The organism is Antrihabitans stalactiti (genome assembly GCF_012932915.1).
Lineage (GTDB): Bacteria > Actinomycetota > Actinomycetes > Mycobacteriales > Mycobacteriaceae > Antrihabitans > Antrihabitans stalactiti.
On record NZ_VCQU01000014.1, the window covers coordinates 110,610 to 129,901 of the forward strand.

At 63.8% G+C, this 19,292-nt stretch carries 13 protein-coding genes and 1 tRNA gene; 11 read left to right on the forward strand and 3 right to left on the reverse strand.

Translation table 11 applies throughout. The features are described 5' to 3' along the window. Window positions 1-93 precede the first annotated feature (93 nt). The 3 genes from FGL95_RS29340 to FGL95_RS29350 are packed head-to-tail and all read left to right on the forward strand — an operon-like array spanning window position 94 to window position 3,628. Entirely contained in the window at window positions 94-1,056 is a 963-nt protein-coding gene (locus FGL95_RS29340) for a hypothetical protein (protein WP_338080081.1), read from the forward strand. Continuing rightward, entirely contained in the window at window positions 1,056-1,988 is a 933-nt protein-coding gene (locus tag FGL95_RS29345; protein WP_169594059.1) for a site-specific integrase, read from the forward strand. The genes FGL95_RS29340 and FGL95_RS29345 overlap by 1 nt, the downstream gene beginning before the upstream one ends. After that, window positions 1,985-3,628 carry a hypothetical protein gene (locus FGL95_RS29350; protein ID WP_169594061.1) on the forward strand — a complete coding sequence of 548 codons (1,644 nt, stop codon included), beginning with the start codon at window positions 1,985-1,987 and terminating at the stop codon, window positions 3,626-3,628. Before FGL95_RS29345 ends, FGL95_RS29350 begins: the two co-directional genes overlap by 4 nt. A 259-nt stretch (window positions 3,629-3,887) precedes the next feature. Here the strand turns inward: FGL95_RS29350 and FGL95_RS29355 are convergent. Beyond that, window positions 3,888-3,961: transfer RNA gene (locus FGL95_RS29355), tRNA-Gly, on the reverse strand. A 68-nt stretch (window positions 3,962-4,029) separates the two neighbouring features. On the opposite strand from FGL95_RS29355, the gene dcd reads away from it, so the two are divergent. From dcd to FGL95_RS29375, 4 genes are all read left to right on the forward strand, one after another. Then, window positions 4,030-4,608, forward strand: a complete 579-nt coding sequence (gene dcd / locus FGL95_RS29360) for a dCTP deaminase (RefSeq protein WP_169594063.1) — start codon at window positions 4,030-4,032, stop codon at window positions 4,606-4,608. Window positions 4,609-4,789: 181 nt separating this feature from the next. Then, window positions 4,790-6,295, forward strand: a complete 1,506-nt coding sequence (locus tag FGL95_RS29365) for a sugar transferase (protein WP_206072442.1) — start codon at window positions 4,790-4,792, stop codon at window positions 6,293-6,295. Between the two features lie 91 nt (window positions 6,296-6,386). Then, window positions 6,387-7,703 carry a UDP-glucose dehydrogenase family protein gene (locus FGL95_RS29370; RefSeq protein WP_169594067.1) on the forward strand — a complete coding sequence of 439 codons (1,317 nt, stop codon included), beginning with the start codon at window positions 6,387-6,389 and terminating at the stop codon, window positions 7,701-7,703. A gap of 173 nt (window positions 7,704-7,876) precedes the next feature. Continuing rightward, the gene (locus tag FGL95_RS29375) at window positions 7,877-9,283 is read left to right on the forward strand and encodes a DUF7159 family protein (protein WP_169594068.1); all 1,407 of its coding nucleotides are present in this window, start codon (window positions 7,877-7,879) and stop codon (window positions 9,281-9,283) included. An 8-nt stretch (window positions 9,284-9,291) separates the two neighbouring features. On the opposite strand, the gene FGL95_RS29380 is transcribed toward FGL95_RS29375, so the two are convergent. After that, window positions 9,292-10,539 (reverse strand): YibE/F family protein, encoded by a 1,248-nt coding sequence (locus FGL95_RS29380; protein ID WP_206072443.1) that lies wholly within the window; start codon window positions 10,537-10,539, stop codon window positions 9,292-9,294. A 314-nt stretch (window positions 10,540-10,853) separates the two neighbouring features. Beyond that, complete coding sequence (locus FGL95_RS29385) at window positions 10,854-12,128, reverse strand: pyridoxal phosphate-dependent aminotransferase (protein WP_240963389.1); 1,275 nt, start codon at window positions 12,126-12,128, stop codon at window positions 10,854-10,856. Between the two features lie 46 nt (window positions 12,129-12,174). On the opposite strand from FGL95_RS29385, the gene FGL95_RS29390 reads away from it, so the two are divergent. From FGL95_RS29390 to FGL95_RS29405, 4 genes are all read left to right on the forward strand, one after another. Continuing rightward, window positions 12,175-14,130, forward strand: a complete 1,956-nt coding sequence (locus FGL95_RS29390; protein WP_338080083.1) for a S9 family peptidase — start codon at window positions 12,175-12,177, stop codon at window positions 14,128-14,130. Window positions 14,131-14,207: 77 nt separating this feature from the next. Further along, the gene (locus FGL95_RS29395) at window positions 14,208-15,149 is read left to right on the forward strand and encodes an aldose 1-epimerase family protein (RefSeq protein WP_169594070.1); all 942 of its coding nucleotides are present in this window, start codon (window positions 14,208-14,210) and stop codon (window positions 15,147-15,149) included. 98 nt (window positions 15,150-15,247) lie between these two features. Further along, window positions 15,248-18,163, forward strand: coding sequence for a (Fe-S)-binding protein (locus FGL95_RS29400; RefSeq protein WP_169594157.1), 2,916 nt, complete (start codon window positions 15,248-15,250; stop codon window positions 18,161-18,163). A 317-nt stretch (window positions 18,164-18,480) separates the two neighbouring features. Then, window positions 18,481-19,149 (forward strand): DUF8020 domain-containing protein, encoded by a 669-nt coding sequence (locus FGL95_RS29405; RefSeq protein WP_169594072.1) that lies wholly within the window; start codon window positions 18,481-18,483, stop codon window positions 19,147-19,149. The last annotated feature ends 143 nt before the right edge of the window (window positions 19,150-19,292 follow it).

Here is a 19,292-nt window from a genome sequence, read left to right on the forward strand (position 1 = left end):
CGCCAGGAATCCGCTGTCGCTGACGTCTGTGCAGGAGGAGATCTGCACTCATGAGAATACTCCCGTTTTCCCGTCCCGCACCAGACCCTCATCGTGCAGAAGCGGGGTGACCTGGCCATGTCGGCGTATGCGCGTGGCGGTGACGATCCCGACTCGATCATGTTGCGTATCAGTTCGTTTCGTCCACGGGCCGTCGACGACGTTACCTGGGAGGCGATCGGGGCGTGGGTGCGGACAACCACCCTGGCGTCGCAGCCGGTGTTGGCCACCCAGGCCGCGGCGTCGTTGAAAGCGCTGGCGAGATTCGCCGCGTGGGCGGTCGAGCAAGGAATGGTGCTCGAGGCCGAGGCCGTGTTGAGTCCGGAGGTGGTGGAGCGGTATCGGCTGACGGGGATGCGACCACTGGTCGCCACGTCACGATCGGCGGAGACGTCGCGGTTGCGGAGAATCGCACGAATAGTGACGACGTCGGCGCCGTGGCCACCGCCGCTGGACAGCTCCCCGCGCGGGCCGCTGTCCCCGCCCTACACCGCAACGGAGGTGGCACGGTTCTGGGACGTTGCGCAGCGGCAGCGCAGTCTGTTTCGTCGGCATGCGATGACGGCAGTTCTCGCTCTGACCCTCGGTGCCGGTGCCCGGTCGGGGGAGTTGTTCAGCGTCACCGACGTGGACGTGGTCGACATCGAGTCGACGACGGCGATCCGGCTCGGGTCACCGGTCCGAGTGGTGCCGGTGCGTCACGACTGCGTGCGACCGTTGCGGCGGGTGTGCGCCGCGGCGGGCGGTGAGCCGTTGGTGGTGTCACGGCGCCAGGGCCGTGATCAGGCCGCAGCCTTGGTGGGGTCGTTCGACATGCCCCGCGATGTGCCGCATCTGACTGTGGCGCGGTTGCGATCGACATGGTTGGCGTCGGTGTTGACAGACCTAGCGGTGCCTGAGGTGTTCGCGGCCGCAGGAATCGTCAGCGGCAAAGCCTTCTCGGACCTCGTCGCCTATCTCCCTGCATCGGAGCTCGGTTCGCCCGGGTGGCGCAGCCTCGTCGGGGGCGGGTCGTGATGGCTGCCCGCACCGCGGAGGAGATCCTTGCCCTGTACACGCCGCAGATGCCGGCCGAAAGGTGGTCGCAGATCGGGCCGTTCGTGCGGTCGGTGATCTCCGAGGCATACCCGGCGGCCGAGCGAGCAAAGGTGTCGGGAAACCGGATAGGGGTCGTCGCCGGACTGGTGTCGTGGGCACTCGATCAAGGACTGCCGTTGGATGTGGAGCAGATCTTCGCCCCGGCGACGGTGAACCGGTACGCGGTCACCGTTCCGGGGTTCGCAGAAACGTCGCGGTCCTCGCGGCGGACGTTGTTGACCACCGTCTCGCGTCGGGTCACCCGCCGGGCTCCGTGGGAGCCGCGCCGTGACCCGCTCGATTCCCGCAGCACCCCGTTTCCCTACACCGACGCCCAGGCACGGTGGCTGGTGGAATGCGTTGACATGCAGCGCACCTCGCTCCGATATCGAGGTCTGGGCACCGCTGTTGTGCTCGGTCTGGGGGCTGGATTGCGGACCGCGGAGATGGTTGGTGTCCTGGGGACCGACGTCACAGTTCGAAACCCGCACCTGCTGGTGACAGTCACGGGCGAACAGCGTCCACGGACCGTGCCCGTGGCCGACCGGTACGGACCGCTACTGGCCGAGCTGGCACGGAATGCGAAGAGTGAGCCGCTGTTTCGGGCGCCGCCGATCCCACGCATCGAGTTCGTGCCAAATCTGTTGCACCGCTGCGAGATTCCCGAACCGTTGCGGCCGGTTACGGTGGCCCGGATGCGAGCGACGTGGGCTGTCGCATTGCTGACAACTGTGCCGATGCCGACCTTTCTGCGGTTGGCCGGCTACAACGATATCGATCAGATTCGAGGCCTGCTTCCCTACATTCCCGCTGCCGGTCCACAACTTTCACGCGACGAACTCGACCACATCACGCAGGCGGTCCTGCCATGACCGCCCCAACCCAGCCGTTGCATGCCGTCACCGCCGATGTGAACCGGACCGAATCATGGCAGTGGCACCGCGTTCTCGCCGTGGTGCAGCAGTGCACGGCGCGCCGATTCGTGGCCGGTGTGTTCGAGCATCGCCGCGGCGCGCATCGCGTTCTGACAACCGACGCGTTCCTCGCGGCCTACCTGACACACTCGTTCCTGGTCAAAGACAACCTGCATCAAACCCAGATCACGAACACGATCCGCGGCTGGACCCCGTCGCAACGCATCGCGGTCGGGTTGGCGCCGGACGCGGTGATCACCTACAAGATGGTCACCGACGGACTCGCCCGCCTGGGTCGGGCGTGCGAAAGCGCGACCTACCCGGACTGGGACGCTGCACGGTTCGCTCAGTCGCTGCTCGACGCCTCGCTGCAGGGCCATTCACCGACAGGTGCTGTCGCGTTGGACTCCACCGACATCGAGACCTGGGGGCGGATCCGCTATCGCAAACCGCTCGTCGACGCTGACCCCGACACGCCTGCGAGGCCCGACCACTCGGACCTGCCGCACATACCGGACGCACCGAAAGGGCACGACGGCCGCTACATCTACACCCGCGATCCCGATGCCCGCATGGGCTGGCGCAGCGCGTCGCAAGGGGAGCAAAACCACTTCTGCGGCTACGACGCGCACGTCATCACCGACGTGCCAGCATCACCCAAATCCGCGGAACGGCCGGTCCCGCACGTGGCGCGCACGCTGTGTCTGGCACCTGCCGGTCGCCACAAAGGTGTCTGCGGAATCACCGCGCTCGATGCTCTTCCGCCGCTACCGCCGCCGCAAGAACTGATCGCAGATCGCGCCTACAACTTCACCCGACCGACCACCTTCACCATCCCCGCCTGGCAGCGCGGTTTCACCACCATCTACGACCTGCACCCCAACCAGCGCGGCCGCCGCCCCGGGCCGGTCGCCGGCACCCAATGGATCGACGGCACCCTCTACACCACCTGCCTGCCCGAAGGGTTGGTCGACCTCGCACCCCTGACCCGCGACATGACAACCGAACAGCGCGCCGAAATCGAGCGACTGCATCAACTGCGCGGCGCATACGCATTCACCCCACACGGCTCCCGCGACCCGGACGGTCGACGTCGCTATCGGGGACCCGCCGTCACCCACCCCAGCATTCGGAGTCCGAAGGCGCCGCGGTCGATGCGCGAAGACTTCCGCAAACCCACCGTCTACTGCACGGGCGACACCGCATGTGGATGCGCAATCACCGTCACCCTCTACGACACCGACGAGCCCAATCTGCGGATGCCGATGCAGCACGGCACCCGGGAATGGGAAGACAGCTACTACCGCCGCGAAGGAATCGAGTCACTCTTCGGTGATCTGAAAGGCAACCGACTCGACGTGCACCGCGGTGCAATCCGCGGCTTCGGCCTGACCCGCTACACGCTGCTGCTCGGATTCGCGCTCGCCACCATGAACATGGCGATCCTTCGGGACTGGCACGCCAAACGTCATCGACTCGACCCGTGGGGTGAGTTTCTCGGTGAGCCACCCCCGGCTGCTCGTCGAGACCGACATCCCGCAACCGGGCGTCGACCGGCAAGCTCCACTCGCCGCAGCACCCAGCGACCCGATCGATAACTGTCCAGCCCCGCACCGGAATCAGCTCACGATTCCGGTGGGCACACTTGTGCCGCCGCGGTCGCGGGCTTGAACTTGTGCCTTCGGGGTCGAAAATCGACCATCTGAAACCCGGCGCAGAGCCAAAGTTGCCGCACATGAGAGGCCCGACCGACGCTGCGACGGGCTCGAAAGACCAGGCCGAACAAGCAAACAGGCAAATCGGATCAATTGGACTCGAATAGGTGAACTTAAACCCCTGATAAGGGGAAACACCCCGTGGAGCCGATGACGGGAATCGAACCCGCGTATGCAGCTTGGGAAGCTGCCGTTCTGCCATTGAACTACATCGGCGTGCGGAGCTTTTGCGCCCCCGCGAGGGACCACTCTAGCAGCGGATCTGCACCGACTACCCTCGAGGCGTGCTGCTCTCAGATCGTGACATTCGTGCCGAGATAACCGCTGGTCGGCTCGGAATCGATCCCTATCAACCTGACCTCGTTCAGCCGTCGAGTGTGGATGTGCGGCTGGACCGATTGTTTCGCGTCTTCAACAACACCCGCTACACCCACATCGACCCGGCGCTGCGCCAGGATGAGCTGACGACGCTCGTCGAGCCGCCAGATGGTGAGCCCTTCGTTCTGCACCCCGGCGAGTTCGTTCTCGGGTCGACATTGGAGATGTGCACCTTCCCCGACGACCTCGCCGGCCGGTTGGAAGGTAAATCCAGCCTGGGGCGCTTAGGTTTGCTGACACATTCCACGGCAGGGTTCATCGACCCGGGCTTCTCGGGTCACATCACGCTCGAGCTGTCGAACGTCGCAAATCTCCCGATAACATTGTGGCCAGGCATGAAGATCGGCCAACTGTGTCTCATCCGGCTCACCAGCCCTGCGGAGAATCCGTATGGAAGCGCCAGTGTGGGCTCGAAATATCAAGGTCAGCGTGGACCGACCCCGTCGAAGGCATATCTCAACTTCCACAACCGGACAACTGACTAGTTCTCCGGATAAAGGACTCACGCACACCAAAATCTTCTGTAAACAGACCAAAAGTCTGTAACGAAGGCTTTTCGCCTACCATTACCCTCAGCAACCCCCTAGTATTCACATCGACGTCCTTCGGGGGGACGGCATTTTGGTTGTTGCTACTCCCATGAGGTAGGTGCGTCCAGTGAGTATTTTGAGTCGTGGCGACGACGTTGTCTCGGTTGTACGTTCCCCCCAGTCACGCCGTATTTCGGTGCGTGAGCGGTGGCAAACCGAGTACATCCGCCGCCTTCGCCTCACAGACGCTCTGGTCGTTTGCGGAGCAGTTGCTGCTGCTCAGCTCGTTCGATTCGGCGGCCTGACGGAAGTGCACGACCGCTTGGCCTGGAGTAGCAGGTTCGATATCGGCTACACAGCCGTATCGCTGACGCTGGCAGGTGTGTGGATCGCCTTCCTCGCGATTTTCAACACACGGTCTGCTCGTGTCATCGGCAGTGGCCCCGAAGAATATCGGCGAATCGCGTCGTCGACCTTCAAGCTGTTCGGCCTGCTAGCGATCGTTTCGCTCGTCCTTCGCGTCGATTTCGCGCGCGGCTATCTCGCGATCGCACTGCCGCTCGGCTTGCTCGGTCTCATGGTGAGTCGCCAGGTCTGGCGCAAGCATGCCGTTGCAATGCGTCGTCGCGGAAAGTACCAAACCTCGGTCCTCGTGGTCGGTGGTCGCGATTCCGCCAAGACGATGACCACCGCGTTTGCTCGGGACAACGGCGCCGGCTATCGAGTCGTCGGGGTCTGCACGCCATCACGGCGCGCGGGTGACAAGCCGACCTTCGAGGTCGCGGGACTGGAGATTCCGATCATCGACGACGCCATTTCGGTCGTCGACGCCGTCAAGATGACAGGCGCCGACACGGTCGCGGTTGCCGCGACGGAACGTCTGGGGCACAAAGGTATTCGCGACCTGGCATGGGAGCTCGAGCCGTTGGGCGTCGATCTCGTCGTGGCGCCGGGCGTGCTCGACATCGCAGGTCAGCGCATCGAGGTGCGGCCGGTGGCGGACATGCCGCTGGTGCATGTCGAAAAGCCGCAGTACGACCGCGCAACCTCGTTCGGCAAGGCCGCATTCGACTTGTGTTTTGCATTCTTCGCATTGCTTGCCGTGCTGCCGGTGATGATCGTCGCGGCACTCGCGGTCAAGACCACCAGCCGCGGACCTGTCTTCTACAAGTCGGAACGGATGGGCCTCGACGGTAAGCCGTTCCAGATGATCAAGTTCCGCAGCATGTACGTGGATGCCGACAAGCACCTCAACGCGTTGATGGAAATGAACGAAGGCGCGGGTTTGCTGTTCAAGATGCGCAACGACCCCCGCGTCACGCCTGTCGGTCGGGTTCTGCGCCGCCTGAGCCTCGACGAGCTCCCGCAGTTCATCAACGTGATGCGCGGTGACATGAGCGTCGTCGGACCGCGGCCGCCGCTGCGCCGTGAGGTCGAGGCATACGACGGCGTTGTGCGTCGCCGACTGCTGGTGAAGCCGGGTGTGACCGGGCTCTGGCAGGTCAGCGGCCGCTCGGACTTGACCTGGGAAGAGTCCGTTCGCCTCGACCTGTCCTACGTCGAGAACTGGTCGATGGTGCAGGACTTGTTGATCATCAAGAAGACGGTCAGCGCTGTGGCTCGCTCTGAGGGCGCCTACTAACCAGCACGAACACCGGGTTGTACACCTCCTGTTGCCCGGACACTTCCTCGAGCGTCGCGGTCCGCTAACCGGTGCCGACTACCAATCGAGTATGCGATGCACAGTGTTCGGAACTGGATACCTCGGAGCCACTCACGCCGCCTGTATGGCCGAGTTGGGGCACGACGTTCTCGGTGTCGATATCGATCCCGGCAAAGTTGCCAAGTTGTCGTCCGGCGAAGTGCCGTTCTACGAACCCGGGCTCCGCGACGTTCTCCGCCGCAACCTCGATTCTGGCCGACTGCGTTTCACGACGTCGTACGAGGAAGCGGCCGAATTCGCGGACCTGCATTTCCTCGGCGTAGGCACTCCCCAGAAAAAGGGTGAGTACGGCGCCGATCTTCGCCACGTCAACTCCGTCATCGACACGCTCGTCCCGCACCTCACGCGTCCGGCGGTCATCGTCGGCAAGTCCACGGTCCCGGTCGGCACCGCTGCGGACCTCGGCGCGCGGGCCCGTGCCCTCGCAACGACAGACGTCGAAGTTGCGTGGAATCCGGAATTCCTGCGTGAAGGCTTTGCTGTGGACGACACGCTCCGCCCGGACCGCCTCGTCCTCGGCCTCGACGCGAGCCGCCCAGGAATGGCAGAGGAGATGGTGCGCGAAATGTACGCGCCCATCATCGAAGACGGCGTGCCGTTCCTCATCACCGACTTGGCGACCGCGGAGCTCGTGAAGGTATCGGCGAACGCGTTCCTGGCGACGAAGATCTCGTTCATCAACGCGGTTTCGGAAGTGTGCGAGGCGACCGGCGCCGACGTCACCCAATTGGCCGACGCACTCGGCTACGACGCTCGAATCGGCCGCCGATTCCTCAACGCGGGCCTTGGTTTCGGCGGCGGGTGCTTGCCGAAAGACATCAGGGCGTTCATGGCCCGGGCAGGTGAGCTCGGGGCCGATCATGCGTCGGCATTCCTGCGCGAGGTCGACAACATCAACATGCGGCGGCGCACGAAGGTCGTGGAGCTCGCGTCGGCAGCATGTGGCGGATCGTTGCTCGGTGCCAACGTCGCGGTGCTTGGCGCGGCGTTCAAGCCCGATTCGGACGACGTTCGCGATTCACCAGCCCTCAACGTGGCGGGAATGATCCAGCTTCACGGTGCTGCGGTCAGCGTGTACGACCCGAAGGCGCTGGAGAATTCGAAGCGGGTATTCCCGACATTGAACTACGCGACGTCCGTTGCCGAGGCGTGCGAACGCGCCGATGTAGTGCTGGTGCTTACCGAGTGGGCTGAGTTCACTCGGCTGCGACCTGCGGATTTGGCACCGTTCGTTCGTGCGACGTCGATCATCGACGGGCGTAACTGCCTCGACGCCGAGGAGTGGCGTGCTGCGAGTTGGACGTACCGGGGTCTTGGACGACGGTGAAAATTGGGCCTTGGTATGAAGTGCCGCGGCGTCTATGCTCGCGTTGCAATCCTCCGGGGACAACCTGCATTGATTAGGTGTGATGTCGCTGGCCGATGACGGCTAGAATAAATCTCCTGACACCGGCTCCGGGGGCTCGTGTGTCGGGAACGGGAATACGGAAAAGGCGACTCATGGGTTCGGTACTTGGGGTTTCAGTCGGGGGGAGCGCCGTTCGTATGGCGCGCCCCGACGGTGCCGCTGTGGACCGGGCACTGCCTCCTACCTTCGATTTGCAGGCAGTCGATGTCAGCCGGACGCGAGCCGAAGAGCTCGCCGCCGAATCGATCGGTGTCGCGCTCGCATCGGGTGAGACGATCGCCGCGACCGGGGTTGCCTATCGCAGCGAACAGCAGGCCAAGGCCATGCATACGGCGATGGCACGCCAGCACCTCGCGAACTACCAGCTCGTTCCTGAGACCACAGCGGTCCTCGAGTTTCTCGAGTCGACTGGTGCCCTGACCGGTTACGGAACCATCGCGCTCTACGACCTCGGTGGTTCAGGACTCTCGATCAGTGTGATCGATACGGAGCTGGCCGAAGTTCGCTATGCGGAGCGGACAACCGAGATCAGCGGCGACTACTTCGATTCGCTCATTCGCGAGCAGCAGATCGCGTCGGGCCGTGTCGAGCAGCCGCAGACGCAGGCAGAGTTCGCCGCCCTGGATTTGCTGTGTCGCGAAGCGAAGGAGCAGCTGTCGGCGAGTACAGCGGTCGCGATTCCGTCCGAGGGCGGGCTGGTGCTGCTGTCGCGCGCCAACTTCGACGCACTCGTCACCCTTGCCATCGAATCGTCGGCGCGCCTCACTCGCGACGTCATCATGCGTTCGGACCGACAGGTTCAGGCAATCGTCGCCATCGGCGGGGGTTCCCGGATTCCGCTCGTTCGGTCCGTGCTGCAGCGGTGGATGGGCATCCCGGTCATCGTTCCGGACGCACCGGAGTCGGTTGCTGCCCGCGGTGCCGCGATGCTCGCCCGTCCGGTGCCACCACAGCCGGCACGTGTCGAGCCGATCAACAACCCCGTGTGGCTCGCGGGGGCTGTCGCCGTCAAGTCTCGACAGAAGCGGGAAATCAGTGGCGCGGGCCTTGCGGCAAGTTCGCTGGCCGTGATTGCCGCGATCGGTCTTGCCCTTGGCTACGGCGGTCAGATATTGGAGCGTGGCTCCGAGGGCGATGGCGGACCGACGACGACACTGCCGGGCGCGCCGCCGCGCACGACGACGTTGGAACCCAACGCCGTCGCACCGATGCTGACGGCCACGCTCGCGCCGCCGACGACGACGAAGGCCTCGACCGAAGTGCCGCCGCCGGTCGTGCTACCCGATGGCACGACCACGACCCAGGGGACACCGCCGCCGCCGTCCATCGAGATCCCCGGCCTGCCGCCGATCACGATCCCGACGCTGCCGGCCTTCACGCCGCCGCCGGTACCGACACTGCCTCCCGCACCGAAACTCCCGGACTTGCCACCCGTACCGACGCTTCCGCCGGTGCCGACGATTCCGAACTTGCCGCAGTTCCCGATCCCTGGTCGCTGACCACCAGCTCAGCGCGAGTGCCGCCCAGAGCTGCTGACCTTTGCGGCGGGCTCGGTGCCGCCGAGCGGTCGAGCGAGAATCACGGCGATAGCCGTCGTCAGCGGGACCGACAACGCAAGAGCCACACCACCGACCGACGATCGCGCAATCTCGATGGCGACGCCGTCGCTGGTCAGGACCTCACGGATCGAACGCCCGGACACACTGAAGAGCAACAACAGCGGTAGCGCACCACCGGCGTAGGCGAACACCAGGGTGTAGACGGTGCTGGCGATGTGGTCTCGACCGACTCGCATTGCGGCGGTGAAGATCTCGCGTCGAGTGGCGCCGTCGTCGAGGGCGGCCAATTCGAATGCCGTCGATGCCTGGGTGATCGTCACGTCGTTCAAGACGCCCAGCGAGCCGATGATGAAGCCTGCCAGGAGCAAGCCGGTGACGCTGACATGACCGAGATACACCTGCACGTTGGTGTTCTGGTCTTCGGACAGACCGGTCACATGCGTCATCCGGATCGCAATGTAGGACAGCACAGCAGCCACGACCATCGATGCCAGCGTGCCGAGCAGCGCCGAACTGGTCCGCAAGTTCCACCCGTGCGCCAGATACAACACGACGAACAGGATCGCGGCGCCGGCGACCAACGCGACCGGAATGGCCGGCTTGCCGTCCAGGAGCGCAGGCATGAGAAAGACGACCAGCACCACGAACGCGAAGATCAGGCCGAGAACAGCTCGCACGCCTCGCCACCGGGCTACCGCGGCGATGACAGCCAGAAAGACGAGCGCGACAACCGTCAGCGGAAAGCCGCGCGAATAGTCGCTGAAGCCGTACATGGTTTTGCCGTCCTGCCCGACCGCGCGGACCAGGCGGACGTGCTCGCCGACGCGTAGGTCCGGTTGACCTGGACCGAGGACGAACTCCTTGGTGTTGCCGGGATCTTGCTGGCTTTCAAGGAGGGTCTTGGCGCCTTCGTTGGGACCGGAGTCGATCCTGACGACGCTGCTCTGACATTTGAACGGCGTTTCTGGAGCCTTCTCCGGACTGCCGGTGAATACGGCGCCCAGCGACGGACTGCTGCACGAACTGATGGCTTGCTCGATCACCGTGCCTGCTTCGGTCTGGATCGCCCCACCGGTCGGGCTTTGCAGGGGGAGCGGAATCGCGACATCGTGGCGGTCGGGCCACAGCACCACCGCGCCGATGAGGACAAGGAGTCCGGCGCCAGTCAACAAGGCCACGACGATGTTTCGCGCCATGCGACCGAGCGGAACTGGTCCGTCATGGCTATGGCCGTGACCGTGGCCCTGCGACGTGATTCGGTCCAGAGCTTTACGAGGTTCGCGAGGCACGGGCTCAGCGTAGTGATTTATCTCTTGGCACTCAGCTGACGCGGCCCAATGAAATCGGGCGAGTGATGAGGAAGTTTAGGGGGTGGCGGAGAGCAGGGGGGGATGTCCCCGCCACCCGGCTCGGGCGGCCCAGGGGGGGTGGGCGGCCGGAACCGGCACCCAAGGTGCCGAGGACCAATGTACAGGATTCGGCACCTGGTTGCGTCTGTTGGGTCGGCGGTTTATTGCGAATAGCTCGCGAGGAAGTTGCCGAATCGCTCGATTGCGACAGCGAGGTCGCGGGCCCACGGCAACGTGACAATCCGCAAATGATCATGGTGCGGCCAGTTGAAGCCGGTGCCCTGGACCACCAGGATCTTCTCCTGCAACAGCAGATCTTGCACGAGCTTTTCGTCGTCGTAGATCTCGTGCACTTCGGGGTCCAGCCGAGGGAATGCGTAGAGCGCTCCGCGCGGTTTGACGCACGACACCCCGGGGATCTGGTTCAGTCGCTCCCACGCGACGTCGCGCTGCTCGAGTAGGCGACCGCCGGGAAGGATGAGGTCCTCGATGCTCTGGTGACCGCCCAGTGCGACCTGAATCGCGTGCTGAGCGGGAACGTTCGGGCACAGCCGGGACGACGCGAGCAGATCGATACCCTCGAGGAATCCTGCCGCGTGTTCTTTCGGCCCGGTGATCGCCAGCCAGCCCGCTCGGTAACCCGCGACGCGGTAAGCCTTCGACAGCCCGTTGTAGGTGAGGCAGAGCAGATCCGGGGCGAGCGAAGCGAGGCTGATGTGCTTGGCGTCGTCGTAGAGGATCTTGTCGTAGATCTCGTCGGCCAACAGCAGCAGTTGGTGCCTGCGCGCGATATCGACAATCTGGGTCAGCACTTCGGCCGAGTACACCGCACCCGTGGGGTTGTTCGGATTGATCACCAAGAGCGCCTTGGTCTTCGGGGTGATCTTTGCTTCGATGTCCGCGATATCAGGCTGCCAACCGGTCGATTCGTCGCACATGTAATGGACCGGAGTGCCGCCCGCGAGGGCAGTCATCGCAGTCCATAACGGGTAGTCCGGCGCAGGGATCAGCACTTCGTCGCCGTTGTCGAGCAGCGCTTGCATCGTGATAGTGATCAGCTCGGACACGCCGTTACCGAGGTAGACGGAGTCGACATCGAGTTCGGGGAAGCCGGGTACGAGTTCGTAGCGCGTCACGATGGCGCGACGAGCGGACAGGATGCCCTTGGATTCGGAGTAGCCCTGCGCGTACGGGAGCGCCGCGATGATGTCCCGCATGATGACGTCGGGCGCTTCGAATCCGAATGGAGCCGGGTTGCCGATGTTCAGCTTGAGGATGCGGTGACCCTCGGCCTCCAACCGTGCGGCATGGGCATGGACCGGGCCACGGATCTCGTACACAACGTTCTGCAGCTTGGTGGACTGCTCGAGAACGCGAGGCGGATGGGCGTGCGGGTGATGCCGCTTCGGCGGATTTCCAGTGCTCACCTGATACATGGTGCCACCCGATGTCCACATCTTTACCTGCGAATAGGCTTGGGAGGTGTCCCGAACCGCGCCGTATGGCTCTTGGCGTTCGCCTATCACCGCTGCTGACGTCGCTGCGAGTGGTCATCCGGTCGAGGGTGGGATGTTCGTCGGCGAGCAAGTGTGGTGGGCGGAGATACGCACCCTCGAAGGTGGCCGATCGGCGATCAGGTCCGGGGATGTGGACTACCCGAACGACGTCCTGCCCGCCCCGTGGAATGCGCGTAACAGGGTCCACGAATACGGCGGCGGCGCCTGGACCGTCACGCAGACCGGAACAGTCGTTTTCACCGAGTTCAGCGACCAACGGATATATGTGCTGGAAACGCAGTCACATCGTCGATCACCACGACCGTTGACGCCGCGACCGGCGGTTCCGGGCGCAATCCGCTATGCCGAGCTTGCCGTTCGCGGGACCGATGTCTGGTGCGTCCGCGAAACACACGGCGAGACGATCACGCGTGAGATCTGCGTAGTTCCTCTCGACGGTTCGGCGGCGTTCGATGCGTCGCAGGTCCGCGTGGTTGTCGGTGGGTCCAACTTCTTGGCGTATCCGCGGGTGTCACCTTCGGGTGACGCACTCGCATGGATTGCATGGAACCATCCGCAAATGCCGTGGGATGGCACGGAATTGCGCGTTGCGTCGATCGGTCCTGACGGCACGTGCAGTGAACCGACGACTATTGCCGGCGGCGCCGAGGAATCGGTGCTGCAACCAGAGTGGGCAAGCGACGACACGCTCTACTTCCTCAACGATCGCCACGGATTCTGGAATCTGTTCAGCGCGCAACGCGATGGCTCGTCCGCAACCCGTATCTATGCGACAGATGCCGACATCGGCGGACCGCTGTGGCGCCTCGGCACGCAGTGGTATCGGCCGCTGCCTGACGGAAAACTGTTGGTGGTAGCCACCTTCGGTGCCGATTCGCTTTTGTTGGTCGATCCACAGTCGGGCTCTGCCGACAAGGTCGAGATCGGTGACATCGCTACGATCGAACTCGCCGACGTGCGCGCAAGCCAGGTGTTGTTGCGGTGCGGCGGTGCGCAAATCCCGTCGGGACTTCGCATTCTCGACCTGGAGACAGGCGAACTCGACGATGTCCGATTGTCTGCCGATTCGTCCCCGGACGTCGCGTATCTTCCTGCGGCGCAGACGGTCACGTTTCACGGTCCGTCGCGTGAGGTTCATGCCGTCGTGTATCCGCCGACGAACCCGGATTTCGACGGACCAGCCGACGAACTTCCTCCGTTCGTAGCGTTCGTCCATGGTGGTCCGACGGCGCACGTGTCGCCGGGCGTGAACTTGGTCTACGCCTATTTCACCAGCAGGGGCATCGGAATCATCGACGTCAACTACGGCGGCTCGACCGGATACGGCCGGGAGTACCGCAACCGGCTTCGTGGTGAGTGGGGCGTCGTCGATGTCGAAGACACCATCGCCGCGGTCCGTGGGTTGGTGTGCGCGGGGCTCGCTGATCCGAAACGGCTCGCAATCGAAGGCGGGTCGGCAGGCGGTTGGACCGTGTTGTCGGCGCTCACCAGCTCGGACGTATTCGCTTGCGGGGCATCTTATTACGGAGTCGCCGAGCTGGAAGCGTTCGTCAGCGAGACGCACGATTTCGAATCGCGGTATCTCGATGGGCTGGTCGGTCCGCTGCCCGAGGCGCTCGATCTGTACCGCACGCGTGCGCCGGTCAACAACGTCGATCGGCTGGAGTGCCCGGTACTCCTGCTGCAGGGCTTGTCCGACCCCATCGTGCCACCGTCGCAGGCGGAGTGTTTTCGAGAAGCCATGGTGCGCAAGGGTATTCCGCATGCCTACCTCGCCTATCCAGGCGAGGCGCACGGTCTGCGCAGGGTCGGCAATCAGATCAGCTCTCGCGAAGCCGAATTGTCGTTCTACGGCCAGGTACTGGGCTTCGCGACGCCCGGTGTGCCCAAATTGGAGTTGTGGCGGCCGCGAACTGCCTAGACGCGGAGCTTGCGGAGCGACCATTCAATATCTTGGACGAGTCTCGAAGAATGAGAGACACGGCCTAGTCTTGTTCCATGACCGAGACGGTTGTCGAGACGAAGACGTATCCGATTTCCTTCGGTGACTACCGAGCTCGTGCAATTTCGCTGGGTGCCGGCCTACACGTGCTGGAACGGATCGTCGACGGCCAGTGGCTCCAACTCACCGAAACGTACGACCCGGCATCGAAGCCGCCGCTCGGCTCCGGAATGACGCTGGCGCCGTGGCCGAACCGCATCAGGGACGGAAAGTTCGAGTTCGGCGGCACCTCCCACCAACTCGACATCACCGAGCCGGCGGCGAACAACGCGATTCACGGTCTGGTTCGCCGGCGCAATTGGGACCTCGTCGAGCACTCGGAAGCGCGGGTGGAGCAATCGATCGAGGTTGGTCAGCATCCGGGTTGGCCCTATGCGCTCCGGCTGACCGTCACGCACGAACTTGGTGACAACGGCCTGACGGTGACGCATACGGCAACGAACGAAGGATCCGAGGCCGCACCGTTCGGACTCGGCGTCCATCCATTCATTCGAGTCGGCGACGTACCTAACGCCGACTGCACGCTGGAGATTGCGGCTACGTCGTATTTGCCCTTGGACCCGACGCGTAATCTGCCGGACGGTCCACCGCAGCCCGTGGCCGGCACCGAGAACGACTTCACCACGCCGCGCTCGCTGGCAGGGGTGTGGCTCGATACGCCGTTCACCGGCCTCGTGCCTGATGCGTCCGGCATTGCCCGGCATGTTCTGCGTGCTCCCGATGGATCTGCAACCGCGTTGTGGTCCGACGCCGCATTCGGGTGGGTGCAGGTATTCACTGCCTATCCAGAGCGCGGCAAGCCGTACCTGAACCGCGACCTTGCGCTGGCCGTCGAGCCCATGACGTGCCCGCCCGACGCCTTCAATTCTGGGCTGGATGTGGTCGTCCTCGAGCCCGGCAAGACCTGGTCTGGAAGTTGGGGTGTTACTGGCGAGTAACATAGTGGGCGTGGCGCAGGTCACTCGATTGTTCGCAACGCTGGCTTACGTACTACGTTATGGACCGAACAGATGTGTCGTATGAGGTGGAGGTTGCAATGCTGCTGACTCTGATCGTTGGCCTGCTGGGGACCGCTGTGGTCCTCGCTCTGGCCGCGAAGCGCGTGCGGTGGCTCTTCGAACTCATATCGTCGGGCAAGAAGGCCGGCGGTCGCGTCGAGCCGGTCGGTCCGCGCCTGGCTACGCAGCTCACCGAAGTTGCCGGCCAGAAGAAGCTGTTGAAGTGGACCGTTCCCGGCATCGCGCACTTCTTCACGATGTGGGCCTTCCTCATCATGTCGTCGGTCTACTTCGAGGCCTATGGCGCGCTCTTCAACGAGCACTTCCAGATCCCGTTGCTCGGCCGCCTGCATGTGTTGCCTGCCTTGGGCTTCCTCCAGGACTTCATCGCCGTGGCGTGTGCGCTGTCGCTCGGCGTCTTCGCAATCATCCGAGTTCGGAATGCTCCGGAGCACAAGAAGCGTGGCTCACGCTTCTACGGCAGCCACCTCGGCGGCGCCTGGCTGATCCTGATCATGATCTTCAACGTCGTCTGGACGATGTTCCTGTTCCGTGGCGCAGCGTCGGCCGCAGGTCATTCGCCGTACGGTAAAGAGGCTTTCCTGTCCTACGGCATCGGACGGCTGCTGAGTCCGCTCGGCCAGGACACCAACAACGTGCTCGACCGCGTCGGGTTGCTCCTGCACATCGGCGTCATGCTCGTCTTCCTCATCATCGTGCTGCACTCCAAGCACCTGCACATCTTCCTCGCGCCGGTCAACGTCGGCGCCAAGCGACTTCCGAACGCGCTCGGCCCCTTGCTGCCTGTCGAGTCCGACGGCAAGCCCATCGACTTCGAAGATCCAGGCGAAGACGACATCATGGGTCGCGGCAAGATCGAGGACTTCACGTGGAAAGGCATGCTCGACTTCGCGACCTGCACCGAGTGTGGGCGTTGTCAGTCGCAGTGCCCGGCATGGAATACCGGCAAGCCGTTGTCGCCCAAGCTGGTGATCATGAACCTTCGCGACCACATGTTCGCGAAGGCGCCGTACATGATCGAGGGCAAGCCGCGACCCGAAGAGGGCTCGGTAGAGATCAAGGTCGACGCACACGACGACGATCCGCATCACGTTCCGGAGTCCGGCTTCGAGCGGATCATGGGTCACGGTCCCGAGCAGGCAGTCCGGCCCTTGGTCGGCACCCTCGAGCAGGGTGGCGTCATCGATCCTGATGTGCTGTGGTCGTGCACGTCGTGTGGTGCGTGCGTCGAACAGTGCCCGGTCGATATCGAGCACATCGACCACATCATCGACATGCGTCGCTACCAGGTGATGATGGAGTCGGAGTTCCCCGGCGAACTCGGCACCGTCTTCCGCAACCTGGAAAACAAGGGCAACCCCTGGGGCCAGAACAACTCCGGCCGCCTGGATTGGGCGAAGGACCTCGGCTTCGACGTCCCGGTCTACGACGGTGTTCTGGGCGAAGACGTCGAATACCTGTACTGGATCGGGTGCGCAGGCGCATTCGACGACAAGGCGAAGAAGACCGTTCAGGCCACGGCGGAGCTGCTGTACCGCGCCGACGTGAACTACGTGGTCCTCGGCTTGGACGAGACCTGCACCGGCGACTCGGCTCGCCGCGCCGGTAACGAATTCCTGTTTCAGCAATTGGCCGCGCAGACCATCGAGACACTCAACGGAGTGTTCGAGGGGCGCGAGCAGGTTCGACGCAAGATCGTCACGACGTGCCCGCACTGCATGAACACCCTCGGTCGCGAATACCCGCAGCTGGACGGTCACTACGACGTCGTGCACCACACGCAGCTGCTGAACAAGCTGGTCCGCGATCGCAAGCTCGTACCGGTCAAGCCCGCCGACCCCACGGCGACGGTTACCTACCACGACCCGTGCTACTTGGGTCGGCACAACAAGGTCTACACACCGCCGCGTGAGCTGATCGATGCCACCGGAATGACGCAGGCCGAGATGCCACGGCACGGCGACCGCTCGTTCTGCTGTGGTGCCGGTGGCGCGCGGATGTGGATGGAAGAGCACATCGGCAAGCGCATCAACCTCGACCGGGTCGACGAAGCGATCGACACCGGAGCAGGCACTGTCGTCACCGGTTGCCCGTTCTGCAAGGTGATGGTCGACGACGGACTCACCCAGCGTGCCGACGAAGGCACGGGTGTCGGTGTCGGCGTGACCGACGTGTCGCAACTGCTGCTCGAATCGGTCAAACGCGGTGCGCCGGAACTGCCGGTCTTCGCTCCGCGCAAGGCACCTGAAAAGCCCAAGGCGGCGCCCGCCCCGGCTGCGGCCAAGACCGCGGTCGCAGAGCCTGCCGCTGAGCCTGCGGCAGCGGCTCAGGCCACCGCAGCACCCGCGAAGGCCGCGCCGGCCAAGGGTCTGCAGATGAAGGGCATCGCGAAGAAGCCAGGGGCGAAAGCACCTGGTGCGAAAGCTGCCGCGGCGCCTGCCCCGGCTGCGACCGAAGCGGCGACACCTGAGGTCAAGCCCAAGGGTCTCGGACTTGCCGGCGGAGCCAAGGCGCCAGGTGGCGGTCTGAAGATGAAGGCTGCGGCCAAGGCTCCCGGCGCAAAGGCACCTGCTGCACCGGCGCCTGCGGAGGCCTCGGTGGAGGCACCTGCGGCCGCTCCGGCAGAATCGGCGGCTCCCGCCGAGGCGTCGCTGCCGACGGTGAAGCCGAAGGGTCTTGCCGTGAAGTCGGGCTTCAAGAAGCCGGGTGCACGAACGAGCGCTCCTGCGGCTCCGGCGCAAGACGCACCCGCCGAAGAAGCACCTGTCAAGGAACCTGCGGTCGAAGAAGCGACCGTTGCCGAGGCTCCAGCGGCTGAGGCAGCGCCTGCACCAGAGTCGGCGGCGCCGGCAGAGGCAGTCGCACCGCCAGCCGCCAAGCCAGGCGGCCTCGGGTTCAAGTCCGGAGCGAAGGCGCCGGGTAGAAAGCAGTAGTAGTTAGCTAGTAGCAACAAAGTTATCGCCCGGTGAATCGAAAAGTTAACCGGGCGATAACCTTTGTTTTGGGGCTTTTTTTGTACTCTGAGACCAGTCATGCCTCGTGCAAGCCCCTGCTTGCAACGTGGCCGAGACATAAACGTTACAGAGGCTCGCTTCTGGGTCACGATTCGGCTACGCTGACCCTCACCTGTCCGGCGTGGCCAGCCTCACACTTGTCGGGACTCGTGTACCAAATGGGTAGGACGCGAAGTTTTCACTTCGGCGTTCGTGGCTGAGCTCGCCGGGTACTGATGAGGGAGTGGGAAATTAGAATGAACACGCGCAAGATCACCGTGGCAGCGGTGTTCGTAATTGCCGCAATGGGCTTGGGGGCAGGAACTTCGTATGCAGATCCGGCAGTCAAGGACGTTAGCTACGAAACCAAACTGGTGGACAAATCTGTCGTGACGACCCTTGATGCGGGAATGTTCAGCATTAATGCGGACGGCAAGACTTTCGATATCAAGGACGGTGCAGGTCAGGTTCTCGTGACGATGCCGCTGGCTTACACCGCGGGGCCGCTCGAGTTTCCGATCGCACACGAAGTTAGTGCCGACAATCGGACGCTGAAGCTGACACCGTCTACGGACGTCCTCAGTGCGCGGCCTGCTCTGGTGAAGCCGGTGGCGTCGGTTATCGAAGACAACCGCGCACGGGCCGAATTTGCTACTCAGCTCGGTATTGCTACAGCGATCGGCGGTCTGATCGGTACTGGCATTGGTGCCGTTGCAGGCGGAATTCTCGGCGCCGCCGGGATCTTGGGCGGCCCAGCCGTTCTCCTGACCGTCTTAACCGGGATCGCAAGTGGTGCTGCAGTCGGCGGAATCGCAGGAACGATTGTGGCCGGAGGGCCGACGCTCATCGCCGCCGGCATCGACTTGGTCAGCACACTCATCGCTCCCCCGGGCACGACGAGGTTCAATTACGTTGAGCCGAGGTAACTCTCCCTAGAACACGACCGAGCCCCGCCTCCATCAGGAGTGCGGGGCTTGGTCGTAATCTGCGTCACGAGTTTTGTGGCTCTGCTGGCAGATCTGCAGCGCTCTGCCGCGTAATCGATTTCAGGTGATGAAATCGATCTTCG